Annotated in this window: 16 protein-coding genes and 1 tRNA gene; 8 read left to right on the forward strand and 9 right to left on the reverse strand. The window is 68.6% G+C overall.

Translation table 11 applies throughout. The features are described from left to right. Positions 1–31 precede the first annotated feature (31 nt). From ACWGL1_RS14615 to ispG, 4 genes are all read left to right on the forward strand, one after another. Positions 32–1,321: an aspartate kinase gene (locus tag ACWGL1_RS14615; RefSeq protein ID WP_452112391.1), complete on the forward strand. Its 1,290-nt coding sequence runs from the start codon at positions 32–34 to the stop codon at positions 1,319–1,321. 63 nt (positions 1,322–1,384) lie between these two features. Beyond that, positions 1,385–3,664 carry a phosphoenolpyruvate--protein phosphotransferase gene (gene ptsP / locus ACWGL1_RS14620; protein WP_291778665.1) on the forward strand — a complete coding sequence of 760 codons (2,280 nt, stop codon included), beginning with the start codon at positions 1,385–1,387 and terminating at the stop codon, positions 3,662–3,664. Positions 3,665–3,762: 98 nt separating this feature from the next. Further along, positions 3,763–4,899 carry a helix-turn-helix domain-containing protein gene (locus tag ACWGL1_RS14625; RefSeq protein WP_452112392.1) on the forward strand — a complete coding sequence of 379 codons (1,137 nt, stop codon included), beginning with the start codon at positions 3,763–3,765 and terminating at the stop codon, positions 4,897–4,899. Positions 4,900–4,978: 79 nt separating this feature from the next. After that, a complete protein-coding gene (gene ispG / locus ACWGL1_RS14630; protein ID WP_291778671.1) occupies positions 4,979–6,112 on the forward strand; it encodes a flavodoxin-dependent (E)-4-hydroxy-3-methylbut-2-enyl-diphosphate synthase in 1,134 nt (377 codons plus the stop codon). A gap of 30 nt (positions 6,113–6,142) precedes the next feature. Here the strand turns inward: ispG and ACWGL1_RS14635 are convergent. The 6 genes from ACWGL1_RS14635 to prfA all read right to left on the reverse strand — a co-directional run bounded on the left by ACWGL1_RS14635 (position 6,143) and on the right by prfA (position 10,411). Beyond that, positions 6,143–6,217 (reverse strand) — tRNA-Gly (locus ACWGL1_RS14635). A 98-nt stretch (positions 6,218–6,315) separates the two neighbouring features. Then, complete coding sequence (locus tag ACWGL1_RS14640) at positions 6,316–7,269, reverse strand: TraB/GumN family protein (protein ID WP_338577751.1); 954 nt, start codon at positions 7,267–7,269, stop codon at positions 6,316–6,318. A gap of 37 nt (positions 7,270–7,306) precedes the next feature. Beyond that, positions 7,307–7,504, reverse strand: a complete 198-nt coding sequence (locus ACWGL1_RS14645) for a helix-turn-helix transcriptional regulator (RefSeq protein WP_291778678.1) — start codon at positions 7,502–7,504, stop codon at positions 7,307–7,309. Between the two features lie 10 nt (positions 7,505–7,514). Continuing rightward, complete coding sequence (locus ACWGL1_RS14650) at positions 7,515–7,973, reverse strand: hypothetical protein (protein ID WP_291778681.1); 459 nt, start codon at positions 7,971–7,973, stop codon at positions 7,515–7,517. Between the two features lie 77 nt (positions 7,974–8,050). Further along, complete coding sequence (locus ACWGL1_RS14655) at positions 8,051–9,271, reverse strand: DNA recombination protein RmuC (protein ID WP_452112393.1); 1,221 nt, start codon at positions 9,269–9,271, stop codon at positions 8,051–8,053. Between the two features lie 72 nt (positions 9,272–9,343). Further along, a complete protein-coding gene (prfA, locus tag ACWGL1_RS14660; protein WP_452112394.1) occupies positions 9,344–10,411 on the reverse strand; it encodes a peptide chain release factor 1 in 1,068 nt (355 codons plus the stop codon). A gap of 198 nt (positions 10,412–10,609) precedes the next feature. On the opposite strand from prfA, the gene ACWGL1_RS14665 reads away from it, so the two are divergent. Together ACWGL1_RS14665 and ACWGL1_RS14670 are read left to right on the forward strand one after the other, a co-directional pair. Continuing rightward, entirely contained in the window at positions 10,610–11,227 is a 618-nt protein-coding gene (locus tag ACWGL1_RS14665; RefSeq protein ID WP_312219437.1) for a response regulator, read from the forward strand. Between the two features lie 78 nt (positions 11,228–11,305). Continuing rightward, the gene (locus ACWGL1_RS14670; protein WP_312219436.1) at positions 11,306–12,085 is read left to right on the forward strand and encodes a sulfite exporter TauE/SafE family protein; all 780 of its coding nucleotides are present in this window, start codon (positions 11,306–11,308) and stop codon (positions 12,083–12,085) included. A 6-nt stretch (positions 12,086–12,091) separates the two neighbouring features. Here the strand turns inward: ACWGL1_RS14670 and ACWGL1_RS14675 are convergent, their stop codons facing one another. From ACWGL1_RS14675 to ACWGL1_RS14685, 3 genes are read right to left on the reverse strand one after another with little or no spacing between them, the layout of a single operon-like run. Continuing rightward, positions 12,092–12,694, reverse strand: a complete 603-nt coding sequence (locus ACWGL1_RS14675) for a glutathione S-transferase N-terminal domain-containing protein (RefSeq protein ID WP_452112395.1) — start codon at positions 12,692–12,694, stop codon at positions 12,092–12,094. Continuing rightward, positions 12,691–12,984 carry a putative hemolysin gene (locus ACWGL1_RS14680; protein ID WP_452112396.1) on the reverse strand — a complete coding sequence of 98 codons (294 nt, stop codon included), beginning with the start codon at positions 12,982–12,984 and terminating at the stop codon, positions 12,691–12,693. Before ACWGL1_RS14680 ends, ACWGL1_RS14675 begins: the two co-directional genes overlap by 4 nt. Next, positions 12,984–15,767: a M14 family metallopeptidase gene (locus ACWGL1_RS14685; RefSeq protein ID WP_452112397.1), complete on the reverse strand. Its 2,784-nt coding sequence runs from the start codon at positions 15,765–15,767 to the stop codon at positions 12,984–12,986. Before ACWGL1_RS14685 ends, ACWGL1_RS14680 begins: the two co-directional genes overlap by 1 nt. 399 nt (positions 15,768–16,166) lie before the next feature. Here ACWGL1_RS14685 and ACWGL1_RS14690 point away from each other — a divergent pair, with 399 nt between their 5' ends. After that, complete coding sequence (locus ACWGL1_RS14690) at positions 16,167–17,435, forward strand: dicarboxylate/amino acid:cation symporter (RefSeq protein ID WP_338577757.1); 1,269 nt, start codon at positions 16,167–16,169, stop codon at positions 17,433–17,435. Between the two features lie 364 nt (positions 17,436–17,799). After that, on the forward strand, positions 17,800–18,396 hold the full coding sequence (locus tag ACWGL1_RS14695; RefSeq protein WP_338577758.1) for a helix-turn-helix transcriptional regulator: 597 nt from the start codon (positions 17,800–17,802) through the stop codon (positions 18,394–18,396). The last annotated feature ends 5 nt before the right edge of the window (positions 18,397–18,401 follow it).

An 18,401-nucleotide genomic window follows, 5' to 3' on the forward strand; every position in this document is an offset into this window, starting at 1 on the left:
CCGCCATGCAAGCAGGGGATCAGACGCCAGGATGACGCGGGCCGACACGAACCGGTTGGTGATGAAGTTCGGCGGCACGTCCATGGCCGACCTTGAACGCATCCGTCGCGCGGCGCGCATCGTCGCCGCCGAAGCCGCCAGAGGCAAGAAGGTGGCCGTGGTCGTCTCGGCCATGGCGGGCAAGACCAATGAGCTGGTCGCCTGGACCGACGGCGTGGGCGCTGCGGCGCCGGGTCTGTACGGCGACGGCGCCCTGTCGGACGATGAATACGACGTGGTGGTCGCCTCGGGCGAGCAGGTGACCTCGGGCCTGCTGGCCCTGACCCTGCGCAACATGGGCCTGAAGGCGCGCAGCTGGATGGGTTGGCAGATTCCGATCCTGACCGACGACGCCCACGGCCGCGCCCGTATCGAGGAGGTGCCGGGCGATGCGCTGGGGGCCGCCGTCGACGCCGGCGAGATCGCCATCGTGCCGGGCTTCCAGGGCGTGACCGGCGACGGGCGCATCACCACCCTGGGCCGCGGCGGGTCGGACACCTCGGCCGTGGCCGTGGCGGCGGCCCTGGGCGCGCCGTGCGATATCTATACCGACGTGGACGGCGTCTATACGACCGACCCGCGCATCCAGAGCCGCGCCCGGCGCCTGGAGAAGGTGTCCTACGAAGAAATGCTGGAGATGGCGTCGCTCGGCGCCAAGGTGCTGCAGACCCGCTCGGTCGAGCTGGCCATGCACAAGCGCGTGCCGGTGCGCGTCCTGTCCAGCTTTATCGAACCGGACGAAAACGGAATTCTGCCGCAACACGCCGGCACCCTGATTTGCGACGAGGATGAGATCGTGGAAAAGCGCATCGTTTCCGGCGTGACCATGAGCCGGGACGAAGCCCGGATCACGCTGTTGGGCCTGTCGGACCGGACGGACGCTCCGGCCGACGTCTTCACCCGCCTGGCCGAGGCCGAGGTCAACGTCGACATGATCGTGCAGAGCCAGGCCCGCACCGAGGGCGCGGTCAACCTGACCTTCACGACCGGCCGTCGCGACGCGCGCCGCGCCGCCGATCTGATGAGCGCGGCCAAGGCCGATATCGGCTTTGAGGAAATCCGCGTCGATGACGACGTGGCCAAGGTCTCGGTGATCGGCGTGGGCATGAGAAGCCACGCGGGCGTGGCCCAGACCATGTTCCGCGCCCTGGCCGACAAGGGCGTGAAGTTTCAGGCCATCTCGACCTCGGAGATCAAGATCAGCGTCCTGATCGACTCCGATTACGCCGAGCTGGCGGTTCGGGCGCTGCACGCGGCCTACGGACTGGACGCGGAAGACTAGGATAACGGAATCGCCCCCCTATCTGGGAACTGAAGGCCAGAGGGCGGCAAGGCGGGAGAGACCATGGTCAAGGGCGGGTCAGTGACGGCGAGGGGGCCTCGCCTCCTGCTGCGTCAGATCCGCGAGGCTCTGGCCGGCGCCGGCGGCGGCGCGCCGGCTCAGGATCGACTGAACATGGTGGTGCGGATCATCGCCCGCTCCATGGTGGCCGAGGTCTGCTCCATCTACCTGCGGCGCGCCTCGGGCGAGCTCGAACTGTTCGCCACCGAGGGTTTGAACCCCGACGCCGTCCACAACACCCGCCTGCGCCCCGGCGAGGGTCTGGTCGGCGAGGTGGCGCGCACCGCGGCGCCGCTCAGCCTGTCGGACGCCCAGTCGCACCCCAGCTTCTCCTACCGGCCCGAAACCGGCGAAGACCCCTATCACGCCTTCCTCGGCGCGCCCCTGCTGCGCGGCGGCCGGGCCATCGGCGTCCTGGTCGTCCAGAACCGCGCCGCCCGTCGCTATGACGAGGAGGAGGTCGAGGACATCCAGACCATCGCCATGGTCCTGGCCGAGACGGTGGCCTCGGGCGAGCTTCTGGCGCTGGAGGAGCTTCGCGACGTCGAGGTGGCGCCCCACCGCCCCGAACGGCTGAAAGGGCAGAAGTTCGCGGAAGGGTTGTCGTTCGGCCAGGCCGTGCTGCATGAGGCGCCGATCGCGCCCGAACAGCTTCTGGCCGACGACCCCGCCGCCGAGGAGGCGCGGCTGAAGGATGCGCTGGAGCGTTTGCGCACCAGTATCGACGCCCTGCTGGAGGGCAGCCAGGGCAAGCTGGGCGGCACCCCTTACGAGGTGTTGGAGACCTATCGCATGTTCGCCGACGACCGGGGCTGGAACCGGTCGCTGGAGGAGGCGGTGCGCTCGGGCCTGACGGCCGAGGCCGCCGTGGACCGCGTCCGCAACGAGCATCGCGCCCGCTTCGCCAACGCCCGCGACCCCTATATCCGCGAGCGGCTGCACGACTTCGAGGACCTGGCCAACCGCCTGCTGCGGCTGATGGCGGGCGACCATCCGGGCCAGCGCGACCTGCCCGACGACGCCATCCTGGTGGCCAAGAACCTGGGCCCGGCGGATCTGCTGGAATATCCGCGCGACCGGCTGCGCGGCCTGCTGCTCGAGGAAGGGTCGGCCGCCAGCCACGCCGCCATCGTCGCCCGCGCCCTTCAGATTCCTTGCGTCGGCCGCCTGCAGGGGCTGCGCGACCGCCTGACCGAGGGCGATCAGGTCATCGTCGACGGCGAGACGGGCGAGGCCTACCTGCGCCCCCGCCCCGACATGCTGGCGGCGGTCGAGAGCCGCATGGCCGTGCGCGAGCAGCGACGCGCCGAGTTCGACCAACTGCGCGACACGCCGGCGGTCACGAAGGACGGCAAGCGCATCATGCTGCTGACCAACGCCGGCCTGGCGGTGGATCTGGAGAATCTGGACGCCACAGGGGCCGAGGGCATCGGCCTGTTCCGCACCGAGTTCCAGTTCATGGTCTCGGACGAGCTGCCGCGCCTGGACGCCCAGACGGCGCTCTACAAACTGGTGCTCGACGCGGCGGGCGACCGGCCCGTCACCTTCCGCACGCTCGACATCGGCGGCGACAAGGTGCTGCCCTATCTCGACAACGAGCGGGAGGAGAACCCGGCGCTCGGCCGCCGCGCCATCCGTCTGGGTCTGGATCGTCCTGCCTTGCTACGGATGCAGCTGCGCGCCTTGCTCAGCGCCGCCGCCGGGCGCGAGCTGCGGGTCATGTTCCCGATGATCGCCACGGTGGACGAGTTCCGGGCCGCCCGCGAACTGGTCGATGTCGAGTGCGACTGGGCGCGGCGCCGGGGTCGGCCCCTGCCGTCCCTGCTGCGTGTCGGGGCCATGATCGAATGCCCCAGCCTGCTGTGGCACCTGGACGCCCTGCTGCCGCTGACCGACTTCGTCTCCATCGGCACCAACGACCTGCTGCAGTATATGTTCGCCGCCGACCGGACGAACCCCCGCGTGTCGGACCGCTATGATCCCCTGTCGCCGCCCGCCTTGCGGGCCTTGGCCGAGATCCAGCAGAAGTGCGCCGACAGCGCCACGCCCGTCTCCGTGTGCGGGGAACTGGCGGGCCGCCCGCTGGAGGCCTTCGCCCTGATCACCCTGGGCTACAATCGCCTGTCCGCCCCGGCGGGCGGGGTGGGGCCGGTCAAGCGCATGATCCTGTCGGCCGATCTGAACGCGGCGCGGCGGGGGATGAACGTCCTGCTGGGCTCCTCGGCCGGGTCGGTGCGCGGCGAGATCGAGTCGCTGGCGCGCAAGCTGAACGTCGAAGTCTGAACAAGCGCTGCCGCTTTCGCGCGTTGCCCGCGCTCTTCGCCTCGTCTAAGCGGGGATGACGGGCGCACGGGCGCCCGGCGTGACGGAACCCCGACCCTATGGACCAGGATCGGCAAGCCGCGTTCGACTTCGACGCCGACGCGACGCTGGATCAGACCCCTGAGCCGACGCCCCAGGCGGCGTCGGACGATCCCTCGGATGATTCCCTGGGCGCCTCCCTGCGCGCCGCGCGCCTGGCCTCGGGACTGTCGCTGGCCCAGCTATCGACCATGACGCGGGTGCACGCGCGCTTCCTGACGGCGCTGGAGCAGGGCGAGTATGCAGTCCTGCCGTCGCGCATCTTCTCCATGGGCTATGTGCGCGCCTATGCGGGCGCCCTGGGTCTGGACGAGCTGAACGCCGTCGAACGGTTCAAGCAGGAGTACCCCGACGCGGCCGTGCCGCTGCAGCCGCCGACGGGCGCCGCCCTGCAGCAGATGCGTCAGAACTCGCCCAAGATCCTGGGCGTGATCGGCGTCTTCCTGGCGGTGGTGATCGGCTGGAACGTCTTCCAGCGCATCAACCGCATCGAGGCGCCGCATCCTTCCGATCTGGTCGCCGTGCCCGAGGACTGGGCCGAGCAGGCCGACCGCCAACGGGACCGGGCCCTCTATCTCGGCGCGCCCAGGGCCGCTCCGCCGGACCAGACCACGCCGGCCATGTACGTCACGCCGGGTCTGGAGGCGCAGCTGACGGGCGTCGATCCTGACGACCCCAACGCCGTCCCGCCGCCCGCCCCGCCGGTCCAGGCGGCCTTCAACCCGCGCGGCGCCATCTACGGCGCCTCGGCCACGGTGTCGCAGGTGACCCTTCAGGCCCGCAAGCCCGCCATCCTGGTCATCCGCCAGGGCGACGGCCGCATCCTGTTCGCGCGTCAGCTGGCGGCGGGCGAGGCCTGGCGCGCGCCGCCGAGCCTGTCGGTCACCATCGACACGCCTGATCCAGAGGCCTTCGACGTCTATCTGAACGGCGAGCACGGCGGCGTGCTGCCCGCGCCTCAGTCTCCGCTCGGCGCGCTCAACAACCGCGCCCAGGCCGCCGCGCGCGAGTCCGAGGCCCGCGCCGCCGCCGCCGTCGAGGCCCGCGCCCGCGCGGCTCAGGCCGCTGCGGCCGCCGCTGCGGCAGCGAGCGCGACGACGGGGCCGCAGCCGTATCAATCTGCGCCGGCGACCGCCGCTCCCCCGCCGGCCGCCTGACCCTCTCTGCCGGCCAAGGCGCGATCTTTCGCCGCCTGTCGTGGTTTTGCCGTTCTTCCTGTCCTATGTTCCCGGCGTCATGAGCGACCATTCCGAACTCGGCCACATCCGTCCCTGGCGTCACATCGAGCGCCGCAAGAGCCGCCAGATCATGGTCGGCTCCGTTCCTGTCGGCGGGGGCGCGCCGATCAGCGTCCAGTCGATGACCAATACGCCGACCGCTGATGCGGCGGCGACGCTGGAGCAGATCCGTCAGCTGGAGGAGGCCGGGGCCGACATCGTCCGCGTCTCCTGCCCGGATGAGGAGTCGACGGCGGCCTTCCGCACCATCGCGCGCGAAGCTCGCGTCCCGCTCGTGGCCGACATCCACTTTCACTACAAACGCGGCATCGAGGCGGCCCAGGCGGGCGCGGCCTGCCTGCGCATCAACCCCGGCAACATCGGCTCGATCGAGCGGGTGAAGGAAGTCGTCCAGGCCGCTCGCGACCATGGCTGCTCCATGCGGATCGGCGTCAACGCCGGCAGCCTCGAGAAGGAGTTGCTGGAGAGGTACGGCGAGCCCTGTCCCGACGCCATGGTCGAGAGCGCGCTGAACCACGCCCGCATCCTGCAGGACCTCGACTTCCACGAATTCAAGATTTCGGTGAAGGCCTCCGATCCCTTCCTGACGGTCGCCGCCTATCAACAGCTGGCCGAGGCGATCGACTGTCCGCTGCACCTGGGCGTGACCGAGGCCGGTCCCTTGCGCACCGGCACCATCAAGTCGGCCATCGGCATGGGGAACATGCTGTGGGCGGGCATCGGCGACACCATCCGCGTGTCCCTGGCGGCTGATCCGGTCGAGGAGATCAAGGTCGGCTTCGACATCCTGAAGTCCCTGGGCCTGCGTCACCGGGGGGTGAACATCATCGCCTGTCCGTCCTGCGCCCGTCAGGGCTTCAACGTCATTGAGACGGTGGGGATTCTGGAGGAGCGGCTGGCGCACATCTCGACGGCCATGTCGCTGTCGATCATCGGCTGCGTGGTCAACGGACCGGGCGAGGCCCTCTACACCGACGTCGGCTTCACCGGCGGCGGCAAGGGCGCGGGCATGGTCTATCTGAACGGCAAGATCGCCCACAAGCAGGCCAATGACGGCATGATCGACGAGATCGTCGCCCAGGTGGAAGCCAAGGCCGCTGAACTGGACGCCGCCCGCAAGGCCGCCGAATAGTCGTGAAAGCGGAAAACGCCGGCTGAGTGTTGGAGCGGGTAGCGAGAATCGAACTCGCGACATTCAGCTTGGGAAGCTGACGTTCTACCTCTGAACTATACCCGCGCCGCGCCAAGGCGGACGGCGAAGATATAGGGCGCGGGGCAAAAGAAAAGGCCCGGCGAACCGGGCCTTCCGTTTTTTTGCACGGCGACGGCCTCGGGTCAGTCGCGAACTTCCTCGACGGCGACGCCGCGCTTGGCCAGCATGGCCTGGACGCTGTCGGAGCCCGCCAGGTGGCCGGCGCCCACCGAGATGAAGGCCGTGCCCGAGCCTTCCAGCAGGGTCACGATCTGATTGGTCCAGTCGGTGTTGCGGCGCGTCAGCATGACCTCGTACATCTCGGGCGATTCCGCCTTCATCTCCTGGCCTATCAGGACGTCCAGGCCGTCGACGTCGCCGGTCGACCAGGCGCCGACCATACGGCCCAGGAACTCCGGCGCCTGATCGAACTCCTTCAGGCCCGACCTCAGCATGGCCAGTTGCGCCTCTTCCGACATGTCGGCGATGAAGCCGATCTGCTGAGGCATGGTCTCGAAGCCCTTGATCGGCTTGCCGGTGGCGGCGGCGCGAGCGTGCAGCACCTGGTCCCCGCCGTTCTGCGGCAGGTAGCCGGCCTTGGTGATGCTGGCCATAGCCAGCTGCAGGGCCGCGAACCACGGGCGCAGCGGGTCCAGTTGCGCGGCCGTCGCGCCGATGGAGCGGGCGGCTGCGTCGAGGTCAGCCTGTTCCTCGGCGGTCAGCAGACTGGACAGGGGGCGATCGGGCGAGACCCCCTTGGCCTGGATGATCGGCACGGCGCCGGCCGCGTCGTTCAGATCGGCGATCTCGAACCAGTATTCGTCGGCGCTGGCGAAGGCGCGGTCCAGTGTGGCGCTGCCCCAGGGCGTCTCGGGCTTCAGCACATGGACGGTGCCGAACAGATAGAGGGTGGAGTCCTCGTCCTTGACCACCCACAGGCGCGGGCCGGACCCGGCCGGAGCGGCGACCACGGCGGCCGGATCAGCGGCGGCGGGCGCCGTCTGGGCCAGGGCGGGCGTCGTGGGGGCCAGCAGGACGGCGGCCAGGGCGGCGGCGGAGACGGAGGCGGCGGCGCGGCTCCAGAGTCGATGGATCATGTCAGGCTCCCAGGGGCGCAAGAGGAAAGGAAGACGCTCAGCCTTCCTCGTCGATGAAGATGGATTCGATGGGCATCTGGAACAGGCGGGCGATCTTGAACGCCAGCGGCAGGGAGGGGTCGTAGCGGCCGGTTTCCAGCGCATTCACCGTCTGGCGCGACACGCCCAGTTCCTCGGCCAGGTGCGCCTGGCTCCAATCGCGCTCGGCGCGCAAGACCTTGAGACGGTTTTTCATGGAATGCCCCCTACCGGTGCGACCACCACCACCAGGCCCAGGCGATGAGATAGCCGATGAGCATCAGCAGCAACATCCCGAACGCACCGGTGGCGGCATAGGCCGCAGGGTCGTTTCTCCCCGCATACCAGGCAGGAATTTGAACCATCTTCGCCTGAGGCAGCGCCGCAAGAATGACCAGAACTCCGCCGACCGCCATGCCGGTGTTGCCGCCCCAGTACCAAGCCCATTTGTGAGCCTCGCGGGCGGCCTCATCGATCGACCGCATCCACTGCAGACCGATCCAGAGGGAGATTCCCATAGCGGCGACCGCGAAGGCCCCCAAAATCCAGATGGCCGGGCCGTTGCCGGTCAATCGGCCTGACCCTTCCAGGTAGCCGACCACCACCCCGGCTGTGAAAAGCACAACGAGCATGACCAGGATGGCCACGATAGATTTCACAATGAGCTTACGCTTGGCGTCGGCCACTGGCCCCTCCCGAAACTGACAAGGAAGTTTTACAGTGGCGCCGATCTCAGTGTCAAGCGACTTTGTCTCTTTGTCGGCTACTCAGCAGTGGGAGCGTTCAGCAGCTCCGGGCGGCTGAGGGCGCGGGGCGACTGCTCGACCGCATTCAGTTCGGGCAGTTCCTTGCCTTCATGGTCGACCTTCAGGTCCTCGAAGCGGCGGGCCGAGACCATGACCTGGCTCTCCAGCGAGCCGACGAACTGGTTGTAGCGGCTGACGGCCGCGTCCAGCGCCTTGCCGACCGAGGCGGCGTGGCCGCCCATGACCGACAGGCGCTTGTAGAGCTCCTTGCCCAGCTTGGCGACATCCTCGGCGTTCTTGGCTTGCTCCTCGGCGCGCCAGCCGTAGGCGACGGCCTTGCACAGGGCGAACAGGGTGGTCGGCGTCACGATCACCACGCGCGAAGCCATGGCCGTGGTCATCAGGTCCGGCTCGTGATCCAGAGCCGCAGCCAGGAAGGCGTCGCCCGGCACGAACATGGCGACGAAGTCGGGGCTGGGCTTGAACTGGTCCTGATAGGCCTTGGACGACAGTTGGCGGACGTGGGTCTTCATGCTGGCGGCGGTGCGCAGCGACATGGCGCGGGCCTGGGCCTCCTCGTCGCCGTCGGCCTCGTCGGCGAAGGCCAGGGACACCTTGGCGTCGATGACGAACATGCCGCCGCCGGGCAGTTTGACGATGAAGTCCGGGCGCTGCTGGCGGCCCTCGTCATTGGCGGAAGAGTTCTGCTCCTCGAAGTCGAAGCGGCCGGCCATGCCCGCCGCCTCTAGCACATTGCGGCAGGTCTGCTCGCCCCAGCGGCCGCGACGGCCGGTGTTGCCCTTCAGCGCCTCGGTCAGGCGGCGCGCCTCGTCGCGGGTGGCGGTGGAGGCGGCCATCAGCAGGCCGAGCTGCTCCTTCAGCCCGCCGGTCTCGTCGGCGCGCGCCTTCTCCAGCGCCGTCACGTGTTCCTGAAACTTGGCCAGGGTCTCGGACACCGGCTTGAGCTGAGCCTCCATCCGCTCGCGCGCGACGCGGTCCTGGGCCTGGAAGGTCTCGGTGGCGCGGGCGACCAGCTTGGACGCCACCGCCTCGGCCGACTGGGAGGCCTGGGCCTTGAGAAACTCCGCCATGGAGTCCCGGCTCTCCTCCATCAGGGCCAGCCGCGCATCGGCGGCGTCCAGCGCGCCGCGCGTCTTCTGCCAGCCCATATAGGCCCACAGGAAGCCCCCCGCAGCGACCGCTGCAAAGGCCAACAGGATGAGTTCCAGCATGTTCATGCTCCGTTCCTAGCGGGAGTCGGAGCCAGGTTAAAGCGGGGCGACGTCAGGTGCGGACGCGCCTGCGCGCCCTCAGCCCAGTTCGGCTTCCAGATCGGCCAGGCGGGCGGCCTGGTCCTCGGCGATCAGGGCGTTGAGCATGGGGTCGAGATCGCCCTCGAGGATCTGCGGCAGGCTGTGCAGGGTCAGACCGATGCGGTGGTCCGTCACCCGCCCCTGCGGGAAGTTGTAGGTGCGGATGCGCTCGGAGCGGTCGCCCGAGCCGACCTGGGACTTGCGTGCGTCGGAACGAGCGGCGTCCTTGGCCTGACGCTGCATGTCGTACAGGCGGATGCGCAGGTTCTTCATCGCCTTGTCGCGGTTCACGTGCTGCGACTTTTCCGACGAGGTGGCGACGATGCCGGTGGGCAGGTGGGTGATGCGCACCGCCGAGTCGGTCTTGTTGACGTGCTGACCGCCCGCGCCGGACGAGCGGTATGTGTCGATGCGGATGTCCTTGTCGAGGATCTCGATCTCGACGTCCTCGACCTCGGGCAGGACGGCGACGGTCGCCGCCGAGGTGTGGATGCGCCCGCCCGCCTCGGTCGTCGGCACGCGCTGGACGCGGTGGACGCCGCTCTCGAACTTCAGGCGGCCGAAGACCCCCTCGCCGCTGACGGTGGCGATGATCTCCTTGAAGCCGCCGGCGTCGCCCTCGGCGGCGCTGTCGATCTCGACCCGCCAGCCGCGCGTGGAGGCGTAGCGCGAATACATGCGGAACAGGTCGCCGGCGAACAGGGCGGCTTCGTCCCCGCCCGTGCCCGCGCGCACCTCCAGCACGGCCGAGGCGTTTTCATCGGCGTCGCGCGGGGCCAGCAGCAGGGCCACATCGCGCTCCAGACCGGGCAGGCGCTCGCTCAGTTCGTCCAGTTCGTCGGCGGCCAGGGCGGCCATTTCCGGATCGGCGGCCATGGCCTTGAGGTCGTCCGCCTCGGCGCGGGCGCGGGCCAGGGCCTGGACCGCATCGGCCACCGGCTTCAACTCGGCGTGCTCTTTCGACAGGCGGACGATCTCGGCGCCGTCCGTGGCGGCGCCCATCCGGGCCTCCACCTGATGGAAGCGGTCGAGCACCTGATCGAGCCGGGCCTGTGGCAGTCGCAACGGCGTGTCCTTGCAGAGAAAATCGAGGGCGGAGCCTTACCTGCGACGCGCCGCCGTGTCGATAAAAACGCCTCTACACGCGCGCATGGAGCGATTGTGAACAGCCGTCACAAGCTTGTCAGCTCGGTTTCGTCACCGTCTCAAACGCCCTAGCTCCCACTCCAGATTAACCGGGCTGAAACGAAACGGAGACAGGGCATGACCCATGAAAAGCCCCCGGAGGGGGTCTCGGCGGGCATTGCGCCGGGCGCCGACGTCGCGCGCCTTTGCGCCCTTTACGACGGGCTTCTGACGCCGGGCGGGGCGGCGCTGAGCCCGGCCGCCGAACAGGAACTGAAGGCCCTGGCCAAGATCTTCGACCTGGACGCCGAGCGGCCCGCTGTCGAACTCTGGCCCTATGTCCGCGCCGTTCTGGTGCGCCAGGCGCCGCCGGAGACCGCTTCGACGCCGGCCGAGGTCGAGCCTCGGACCGTGCTGCTGGTCGAGGACGACGCCGACGCCGCGGCCGACCTGACCGAGGCTCTGGACGCCGCCGGGCACCGCGTGGTCGGCCCGTTCCACAGCGCCGAGGCGGCCGAGGCGGCGACGGCTCTTCACCCTGTCGACCTGGCTCTGCTGGACATCAATCTGTCAGGCGAGGCGACGGGCGTCGACCTGGCCCGCAGTCTGAAATCGCGCTGGGGCGTGCCGGTCATCTTCCTGTCCGGCGACGTGACGGCGGCGGCGCACAACGCCGAACTGGCAGCCGCCATGGTCATCAAGCCTTACAGCGGCCGCGACGTGCTGGACGCCATCGCCCGGCTTGAGGTCGCCTGAGGTCGTGGCGCGAGCCATTGCCAGGCGCGTCGCGACCTGCGCCTGATGGTCGCCGAACATCCGTCGTCGAGGCGCTGAATGGACACCTTCTTCCTGTTCCTGCTGGTCGGCGTCCTGGCTCAGGCGGTCGACGGCGCCCTGGGCATGGCCTACGGCGTCATCTCCTCCTCAGTGCTGCTGGCGCTGGGCGTGCCCCCGGCCACGGCCTCGGCCAGCGTCCACGCCGCCGAGGTCTTCACCACCGCCGCCTCGGCTGGAAGCCACGCCTGGCACCGGAATGTCGAGTGGCGGCTGCTGGCGCCCCTGGCCGTGGCGGGCGTGATCGGCGGAGTTCTGGGCGCCTATGTTCTGACCGGATTGGAGGCGGCGGTGATCAAGCCCTTCGTCGTCGGCTATCTGGCGCTGGTCGGCGTATGGATTCTGTGGCGCGCCGGACATGACGTCCGCCCGCGCCATCTGCCTGCCTGGGTTACGGCGCCGCTGGGCCTGGTCGGCGGCTTTCTGGACGCCGTGGGCGGGGGCGGCTGGGGGCCGACCGTCTCCTCGACCATGGTCGGCGCCGGGCATGAGCCGCGCAAGGCGATCGGCACGGTGAACACGGCCGAATTCTTCCTGACCGTCGCCATCTCGGCCACCTTCGTCTGGGCCCTGGTCACCGGCCACTGGGAAGAGGCAGGCGCGCTTCAGAACCATGCGGCGGCCGTCGGCGGCCTGGTGGTCGGCGGCCTGATCGCCGCTCCCTTCGCCGGCCTGATCGTCAAGAAGGTGCCGCGCAAGGCCCTGGCCTATGCGGTCGGCGTCCTGCTGCTGATCCTGGCCGCCTTCCAGGCCGTCCAACTGCTGAAGCTGATCGGCTGAACCCGCCTAGCGCGGGAAGGTGTCGACGAAGCTGGGACGTCGCTCCAGCGCCGACTGCATGGCGACCAGGTTCGGGCGGCCCGTCTTCCAGTCATAGTCCGGATGGCGGAAGCCGATCCAGGTGACGGCGATCCCGGCCGTCAGGACGCCCATGTCCAACGCCTCGGCGTCCGGCGAGGCGGCCTCCAGCGCATCCAGGGCGCGGCCCATGTTGACCGTCCAGCGCTCGATCCAGGACGACGAGCGCTCCTGCTCGGGCCGACGCTTCTCCAGCACCAGCTTGACCCCCATCTCCAGCGCGGCGTTGGCCAGGGTCTCCAGCCGTTTGACTCTCAGGCGCTCCGCTCCTTCGGTCGGCAGGAGGCGCGGTCCGGACCCGAGCGCGTCCAGATATTCGGCGATGACCGGGCTGTCGGTCAGCGGCCGGACGTCCTCGGCGATCAGGGTCGGGACCTGCACCACGGGATTGGTCGACAGAAGCTCGGGCGCATTGGCGTAGGGATCGACGACGATCTCCTCGATCCGGTCCGCCAGCCCCTTCTCCCGAGCGACGATGCGGACCTTGCGCGCGAACGGCGAGGGGGTGGTGATGTAGAGCTTCATCGTCATTCCGCCGTCTTGTCGGCCGCCGGGGGCGCCACGCAGCGCTTGTCGCGGAACAGGGCCCATTCCTCGCACTGACGGCCGTCTTCGAAGATGCAGACGCCGTATTCGCCGCCCTGGGCGTCGCGACGTATTTCCGACCGGCCGCCCTCCTGTCCGCAATGGACCGAGGCGGGATTGGCCATGCCGACGGCTTGGGGCGACGAAGGCTCGGTCTCCTTCGGCGGAGCGCAGGCGGCCATCGTCAGCAGCGCTCCCGCCAGGGTCAGGCGCGTCAGTCCTGTTCTCATACTCATCAGCGTCCTGCCTCCTTCGTCACGGCGGGGCCGTAGAACAGGGCGTTGAACAGTAGTCGCGACGACGCTCGCGCCTGGGCGCGGTTCACCACATCGGGACCCAGAACGATGACCCGGCCCTGGCCGTGCTCCAGGTCCAGCACGGCGTCGGCGCCCGACAGCCGTTCCGGACCGATGGCCCAGCCGCTGGAGACGGCGACCTGCTGCGGATACCGCACTAGGCCGGCCCCTTCGCCCGCATGGCGGAAGCCCGTGTTGCGGTTGAAGAAGACGTTCATCTGGCGCGGGGCGCCGAAGGTCAGGGGGCGGCTGTTGTCGACCTCGGTCTTCAGCACCGCGCCGGGGATGAAGAAGTCGGTCGAGGCCAGGGGCTTGCCGTCGGCGCCCGTCAGTACGTCCTGCACCGGCGCGCCCATGGCGGCGGCCAGGCGGTGGGCCGAGCCGATGGTGACGACGCTGCCGCCCGCCCGCGCGAAGGCGTCCAACTGGGGCACGGTCGTCTCGGCGGTGATGTGGCCCAGCCAGCCGCGGTATTCGGCGGGGATGCTCTCGGGCGTCGGCTGCGGGCGCTGGGCGGCGGCGGAGAGGTCGGCCGGGATCATGTCCGAGGCGAAGACCAGGACGTCGAAATCCTTGTTCAGGTCCCCGGCGTCGAGACGCTGCGGATAGACCACCTCGAACGGATACTCGAACTGCTCCAGCATCCACTTGGTCCAACCCGAGGCCATGGAGCCGCCGTAGCGATCGACCAGGCCGATGCGCACCGGCTTCAGGGCGATCTGCTCGCCGCCCGGCGCGCGGGCGACCGCGTGGGCGTTCAGGCCCAGGTCGCGCACGGCCGCCTCGACGATCGGGCGGGCCTTGTCGTCGGCCGGAATCCACAGGGCTCCGGGCGGCAGGGTCGCGCGACCCGCGCGGGTCTCGCCCTCCTGCCAGTAGACGGGCAGACCCGCAGCCAGCAGGCGGTTGGTCAGGATGTAGCCGTTGACGGGCGCATGATCGATCAGCCAGCCCGCCCGGCCCGATCCCTCGATCCGGCCCGGCGGCGGGGCCATGACGTCGGCGACGCGTTCGGTCGGCGCCTCGAAGCCGTCCAGGATGCGGTCGAACTGCACGCCCATCTGCATGGCCAGGGTGTAGCCCGTGGCGTCATAGGGCAGTTTGGGCGGGCCGCCCGGATACTGCAGGTCGTGCGGGTGGTCCTGCGGCTCGAACATGTCCAGGACGTGCGGGCGATAGGCCTGGGCCGTCTTCACCACATAGGAGCCCGCCGGATAGGTCTTGCCGCCCACGGTGAAGGCCTGGGTGGCGCGATCCACATCCACGCCGGTCTTGATCAGGCTGTTGAGGAAGGCGACGGCGGTGGGCAGGTCGGCTTGGTCCGCCGGGATGACATAGCCGCGCGGGTCGCGCCGGGCCGGGTCGCGCAGCACGCTGTCATAGAGCGCCGGATCGGCCCCCTGGCGGGCGTCCGAAGGGCCGGCGACGGCCTGAAGGGCCTCGACGCTCGCAGGCGTGACGCGCCAGGTGTCGGCATTGCCCTTGTCGATGGCGTTCTGGCCCATGCGCCAGATGTTGAACAGCACCCGATCCTTGTTGCGCGAGGCGTAGTTCAGCACCGCCCGGTTGATCGATTGCGAATATTCGATCGACTGGGCGAAACGCCAGGTCTGGGGCGCGATCGGCATGGGCAGGTCGTTGCGCGGCAACTGGTTGTCCGGGATCAGGCGGATCTGGCTGGGAGTCGGATGGCCGGTGATCTCGGTCAGCAGGCCGACCGCGTTGTGGAAGTAGGTGACGGAGCGCTCCATCCCGTTGTTCCACGTCGAATAGTTGGCCCCGCTGCGCATGGTCGAGCCGGGCTTGCCCTCCTCGATCAGGCGGCTGTGCATGGCGGCCCCGACCTCGGACAGGGTGCTCATGACCAGGGGGTCGTAGTTGTAGTTGAAGGGGTCGCGGAACGGCGGCATGAAGACCACGGTCCCCGCCGGCGCCGTCTGGTGGTGGTTGTAGATGATCTGCGGGAACCACTCGCGGAAGAACTGCCGGTTGACGTTGGTCGTCTCGGTCATGGCCGACAGGTAGTAGTCGCGGTTGTTATCGTGGCCGACGTACTTCTGATACAGCACCGGGATGCTGTCGTACTCGCGCTTCAGCGGGTCCGCGTTGCGCATGTACCAGGTCGAGACCAGCTCCCACCCGTCCGGGTTCATCGGCGCGAACAGGATGACCACGTCGTCCAGGATGCGCTTGGCCTCCGCGTCCTCGGCGGTCAGCCATTCATACAGGGCGGCGATCAGGGCCTGGGGCGGCACCGTTTCGGTGGAGTGCAGGCCGCCGTCGATCCAGACCACGGCCTTGCCCTCGGCGGCCAGGGCGCGGGCCTCGTCCTCGCTGACGCCCTCGGCCTTGGCCAGGCGCCGCGCGATCTCCTGATAGCGGTCGATGTTCGCCAGGTTCTGCGGCGAGGAGACGACCGAGAGATACTGCGTCCGCCCTTCGGAGGACTTGCCGATCTCTAGCAGCTTCATCCGGTCCGACTGGCCGGCCAGGGTGTGCAGATAGCGCTCGAACTGGGTGTAGGTGATCAGATGATAGTCCGCCCCGACCTCATGGCCGAACGCCTCCAGCGGGGTGGTGAGGGTGCGGGCGGGGGCGGCCGTGGCCGCGACCGGGGCCGGCGAGGCGGCGGCTTCAAGCGCCAGGACGCTGGTCGAAGAGAGAGCCAGGACGGCCAGCCCGGCGGCCAGTCGGCGTGCGGGAGCAAGGGCGGGTCGGGACATTGAAGACTCCTGATGCGTTCACTCGGCGAGCCTTCTGCGAGGCCTGATTTGCAGCTTGGCGTTTTCGAGCCGCAGACGCAATTTGCCTTCAACCGTTTTCGAGCGCCGCGCGGGCGCAATTTTCTTCGCGGTTTCGGGCGATGAGGGCGAGATCGCCCCTTTTCCGAATCTTCTTCTGGAGTTGGCGAATTTTCCGATTTCGATCGGAAAACCCTTCGCTTTTCGATCGAAATTCGACGGCCAATCCCTGACCGGCGCGCCTAGATCTCGAGGAGTTCGTTGGAGGTCGGGGGATTTTCGTTTATTCGCTGCCTCTTCCTTTTGGGCGGGTGGGGAACCTCCATCGGTTTGTAACTGGGGTCCGGCGGCGCCGGGCCTGCAAAGCTGGACGACTTTTGTATGAAACGTTTGTTCGCCTACTTCATCGTCGGGGCGATGATATTGGGGGTCCTGACGGGCTGGGGCCTCAATCATTTTCTCACGGCTGACCAGGCCTCGGCCGCGGCCTCTAATCTCAACGTGGTGACGGATGTCTTCCTGCGGCTGATCAAGATGATCATCGCGCCGCTGGTGTTCACGACCCTGGTGGCGGGCATCGCCCATATGGAGGACGCCGCCTCGGTGGGGCGGATCGGCGTGAAGACCATGACCTGGTTCATCGGCGCTTCGGTCGTGTCGCTGGTGCTGGGCCTGGTGATGGTGCAACTGCTGCATCCGGGCTCGGGCATGCATCTGCCGGAAGCGGTGGCGGCGACGGCCCCGGCGGCCTCGACCGACGCCTTCTCCCTGCATGGTTTCATCGCTCACCTGGTGCCGACGTCGATCTTCGACGCCATGGCCAGGAACGAGATCCTGCAGATCGTCGTCTTCTCCGTCTTCGTCGGCACGGCGGTCGCGGCCCTCGACGACAAGGCGCCGGCGGTGCTGCATCTGGTCGAACAGGCCGCCTCCATCATGCTGAAGGTGACCGAGTTCGTGATGAGGCTGGCGCCCTTCGCCATCTTCGCCGCCCTGGCCTCGACCATCGCCACCCAGGGCCTCGAGATGCTGGGCACCTACGCCAAGTTCGTCTTCGGCTTCTACGGCTCCATGGGCGTGCTGTGGTTCCTGCTGTTCCTGGCCGGCGCCGTGGTGCTGGGCAAGCGGGTCGTCCCGCTGTTCCGGGCCATCCGCACCCCGACCCTGCTGGCCTTCTCGACCGCCAGTTCGGAGGCCGCCTATCCCCGCATCCTGGAAGCCCTGCCCAAGGTGGGGGTGCGTCGCCGCATCGTCAGCTTCGTCCTGCCGCTGGGCTATTCGTTCAATCTCGACGGGTCGATGCTCTACTGCACCTTCGGGACCATGTTCATCATGCAGGCCCACGGCGTGCATCTCAGCGTGTCGCAGCAGATCTTCATGCTGCTGCTGCTGATGGTGACGTCCAAGGGCATCGCCGGAGTGCCGCGCGCCTCGCTGGTGGTGATCATGGCGACCCTGACCTACTTCGGCCTGCCCGAGGCGTGGATCGCCATCGTCCTGGGCGTCGACCACCTGCTCGACATGGGGCGCTCGGCCACCAACGTCGTCGGCAACTCGGTCGCGGCGGCCGTGGTCGCCAAGTGGGAGGGCGAACTGGAGGATATGCCCGTGGATGGGGCCGACGGGGCGGAGCAACCGGCCGTCGCCTGAGGGCCTCTTCGACATTCAGATGGAAGCGGCGGCCTGCGAAGGCCGCCGTTTTCAATTGCGATCCAACCTTATAGCCAGCGTTCCCGTTCACAGGTCGCGCCCATATGTGTCGAAAATTGCGCCAATCGCCGCGAAAGCTTGGCCGTAGAATGCGAAATACGACCCATTTGGCGCAATAGGAGTGCGCCGCCTGTGGATATGTGTTAAGAATTCATGAGTGCTCAGGCGTTGTCTTCAAAACGCGGCCGGCTTCTTCGTGAGGCCGTGCGCCAGTCCTGGAGCGTTGGCGTTGGAACAAGCTGTGTGGGAGAGCCGGGCGGGACGCCGGGCTTTGGAGGGGCCGCTGTTCGCCCCGGATCGAAGATTGAATCCTGACCGTCGCCGACGGCCTTGGTCGGCGCCGGCGGATGACGCCGAAGGCCAGCGAAATCGCGCTCTGGCCGCCTGGATCGATCATGAGGCGCGCGCGCGTCTGCTGGTCACGCGGGCGCTGGAGGTGGCGTGGATGAATGAGGCGGCCCGCATGCTTCAGGCGGACGACGACCTGTTCAAGGTCGAGGGCGGTCGGTTGGCGACCCGTTCCCGCGCCCTGCCTCGTCTGATGTCGCAAGCGCGCGCGGATGAGGCGCGATGCCTGACCGCGCCGGGTTCGGACGGCCGGACCTGGGTGCTGTGGGCGCGCGAGGTGGCCTCGGCGCCGAACTGCCTGATCGGCCTGACCGTGCAATGCGTCGGCGGGGCTGTCCGCTTCCAGGCCCTGATCGAGACCCACCTGCTTTCGCCCTCCGAAGGGCGGATCGTGGAGATGCTGCTGGCGGGACATGAGACCGGCCGCATCGCCCAGATCATGGATGTCTCGCTAGAGACCGTGCGCTCCCATCTCAAGCGGGCCTATCAGAAGATGGGCGTGCGCAGCCGGGGCGAACTGTTCGCCCAGGCCCTGGCCTTCGTCGTGCCCTGAACGAA

The sequence above is a fragment of the Brevundimonas sp. NPDC055812 genome, from assembly GCF_053616535.1.

Bases quoted from the DNA above. Each gene is read 5' to 3' on its own strand.
- ACWGL1_RS14685 (WP_452112397.1), bottom strand. From the start codon at position 15,767: ATGTCCCGACCCGCCCTTGCTCCCGCACGCCGACTGGCCGCCGGGCTG.
- ACWGL1_RS14670 (WP_312219436.1), top strand. From the start codon at position 11,306: ATGGACACCTTCTTCCTGTTCCTGCTGGTCGGCGTCCTGGCTCAGGCG.
- ACWGL1_RS14645 (WP_291778678.1), bottom strand. From the start codon at position 7,504: ATGAAAAACCGTCTCAAGGTCTTGCGCGCCGAGCGCGATTGGAGCCAG.
- ACWGL1_RS14690 (WP_338577757.1), top strand. From the start codon at position 16,167: ATGAAACGTTTGTTCGCCTACTTCATCGTCGGGGCGATGATATTGGGG.
- ACWGL1_RS14615 (WP_452112391.1), top strand. From the start codon at position 32: ATGACGCGGGCCGACACGAACCGGTTGGTGATGAAGTTCGGCGGCACG.
- ACWGL1_RS14680 (WP_452112396.1), bottom strand. From the start codon at position 12,984: ATGAGTATGAGAACAGGACTGACGCGCCTGACCCTGGCGGGAGCGCTG.
- ACWGL1_RS14665 (WP_312219437.1), top strand. From the start codon at position 10,610: ATGACCCATGAAAAGCCCCCGGAGGGGGTCTCGGCGGGCATTGCGCCG.
- ACWGL1_RS14655 (WP_452112393.1), bottom strand. From the start codon at position 9,271: ATGAACATGCTGGAACTCATCCTGTTGGCCTTTGCAGCGGTCGCTGCG.
- ACWGL1_RS14625 (WP_452112392.1), top strand. From the start codon at position 3,763: ATGGACCAGGATCGGCAAGCCGCGTTCGACTTCGACGCCGACGCGACG.
- ACWGL1_RS14640 (WP_338577751.1), bottom strand. From the start codon at position 7,269: ATGATCCATCGACTCTGGAGCCGCGCCGCCGCCTCCGTCTCCGCCGCC.
- ispG (WP_291778671.1), top strand. From the start codon at position 4,979: ATGAGCGACCATTCCGAACTCGGCCACATCCGTCCCTGGCGTCACATC.
- ACWGL1_RS14675 (WP_452112395.1), bottom strand. From the start codon at position 12,694: ATGACGATGAAGCTCTACATCACCACCCCCTCGCCGTTCGCGCGCAAG.
- ptsP (WP_291778665.1), top strand. From the start codon at position 1,385: ATGGTCAAGGGCGGGTCAGTGACGGCGAGGGGGCCTCGCCTCCTGCTG.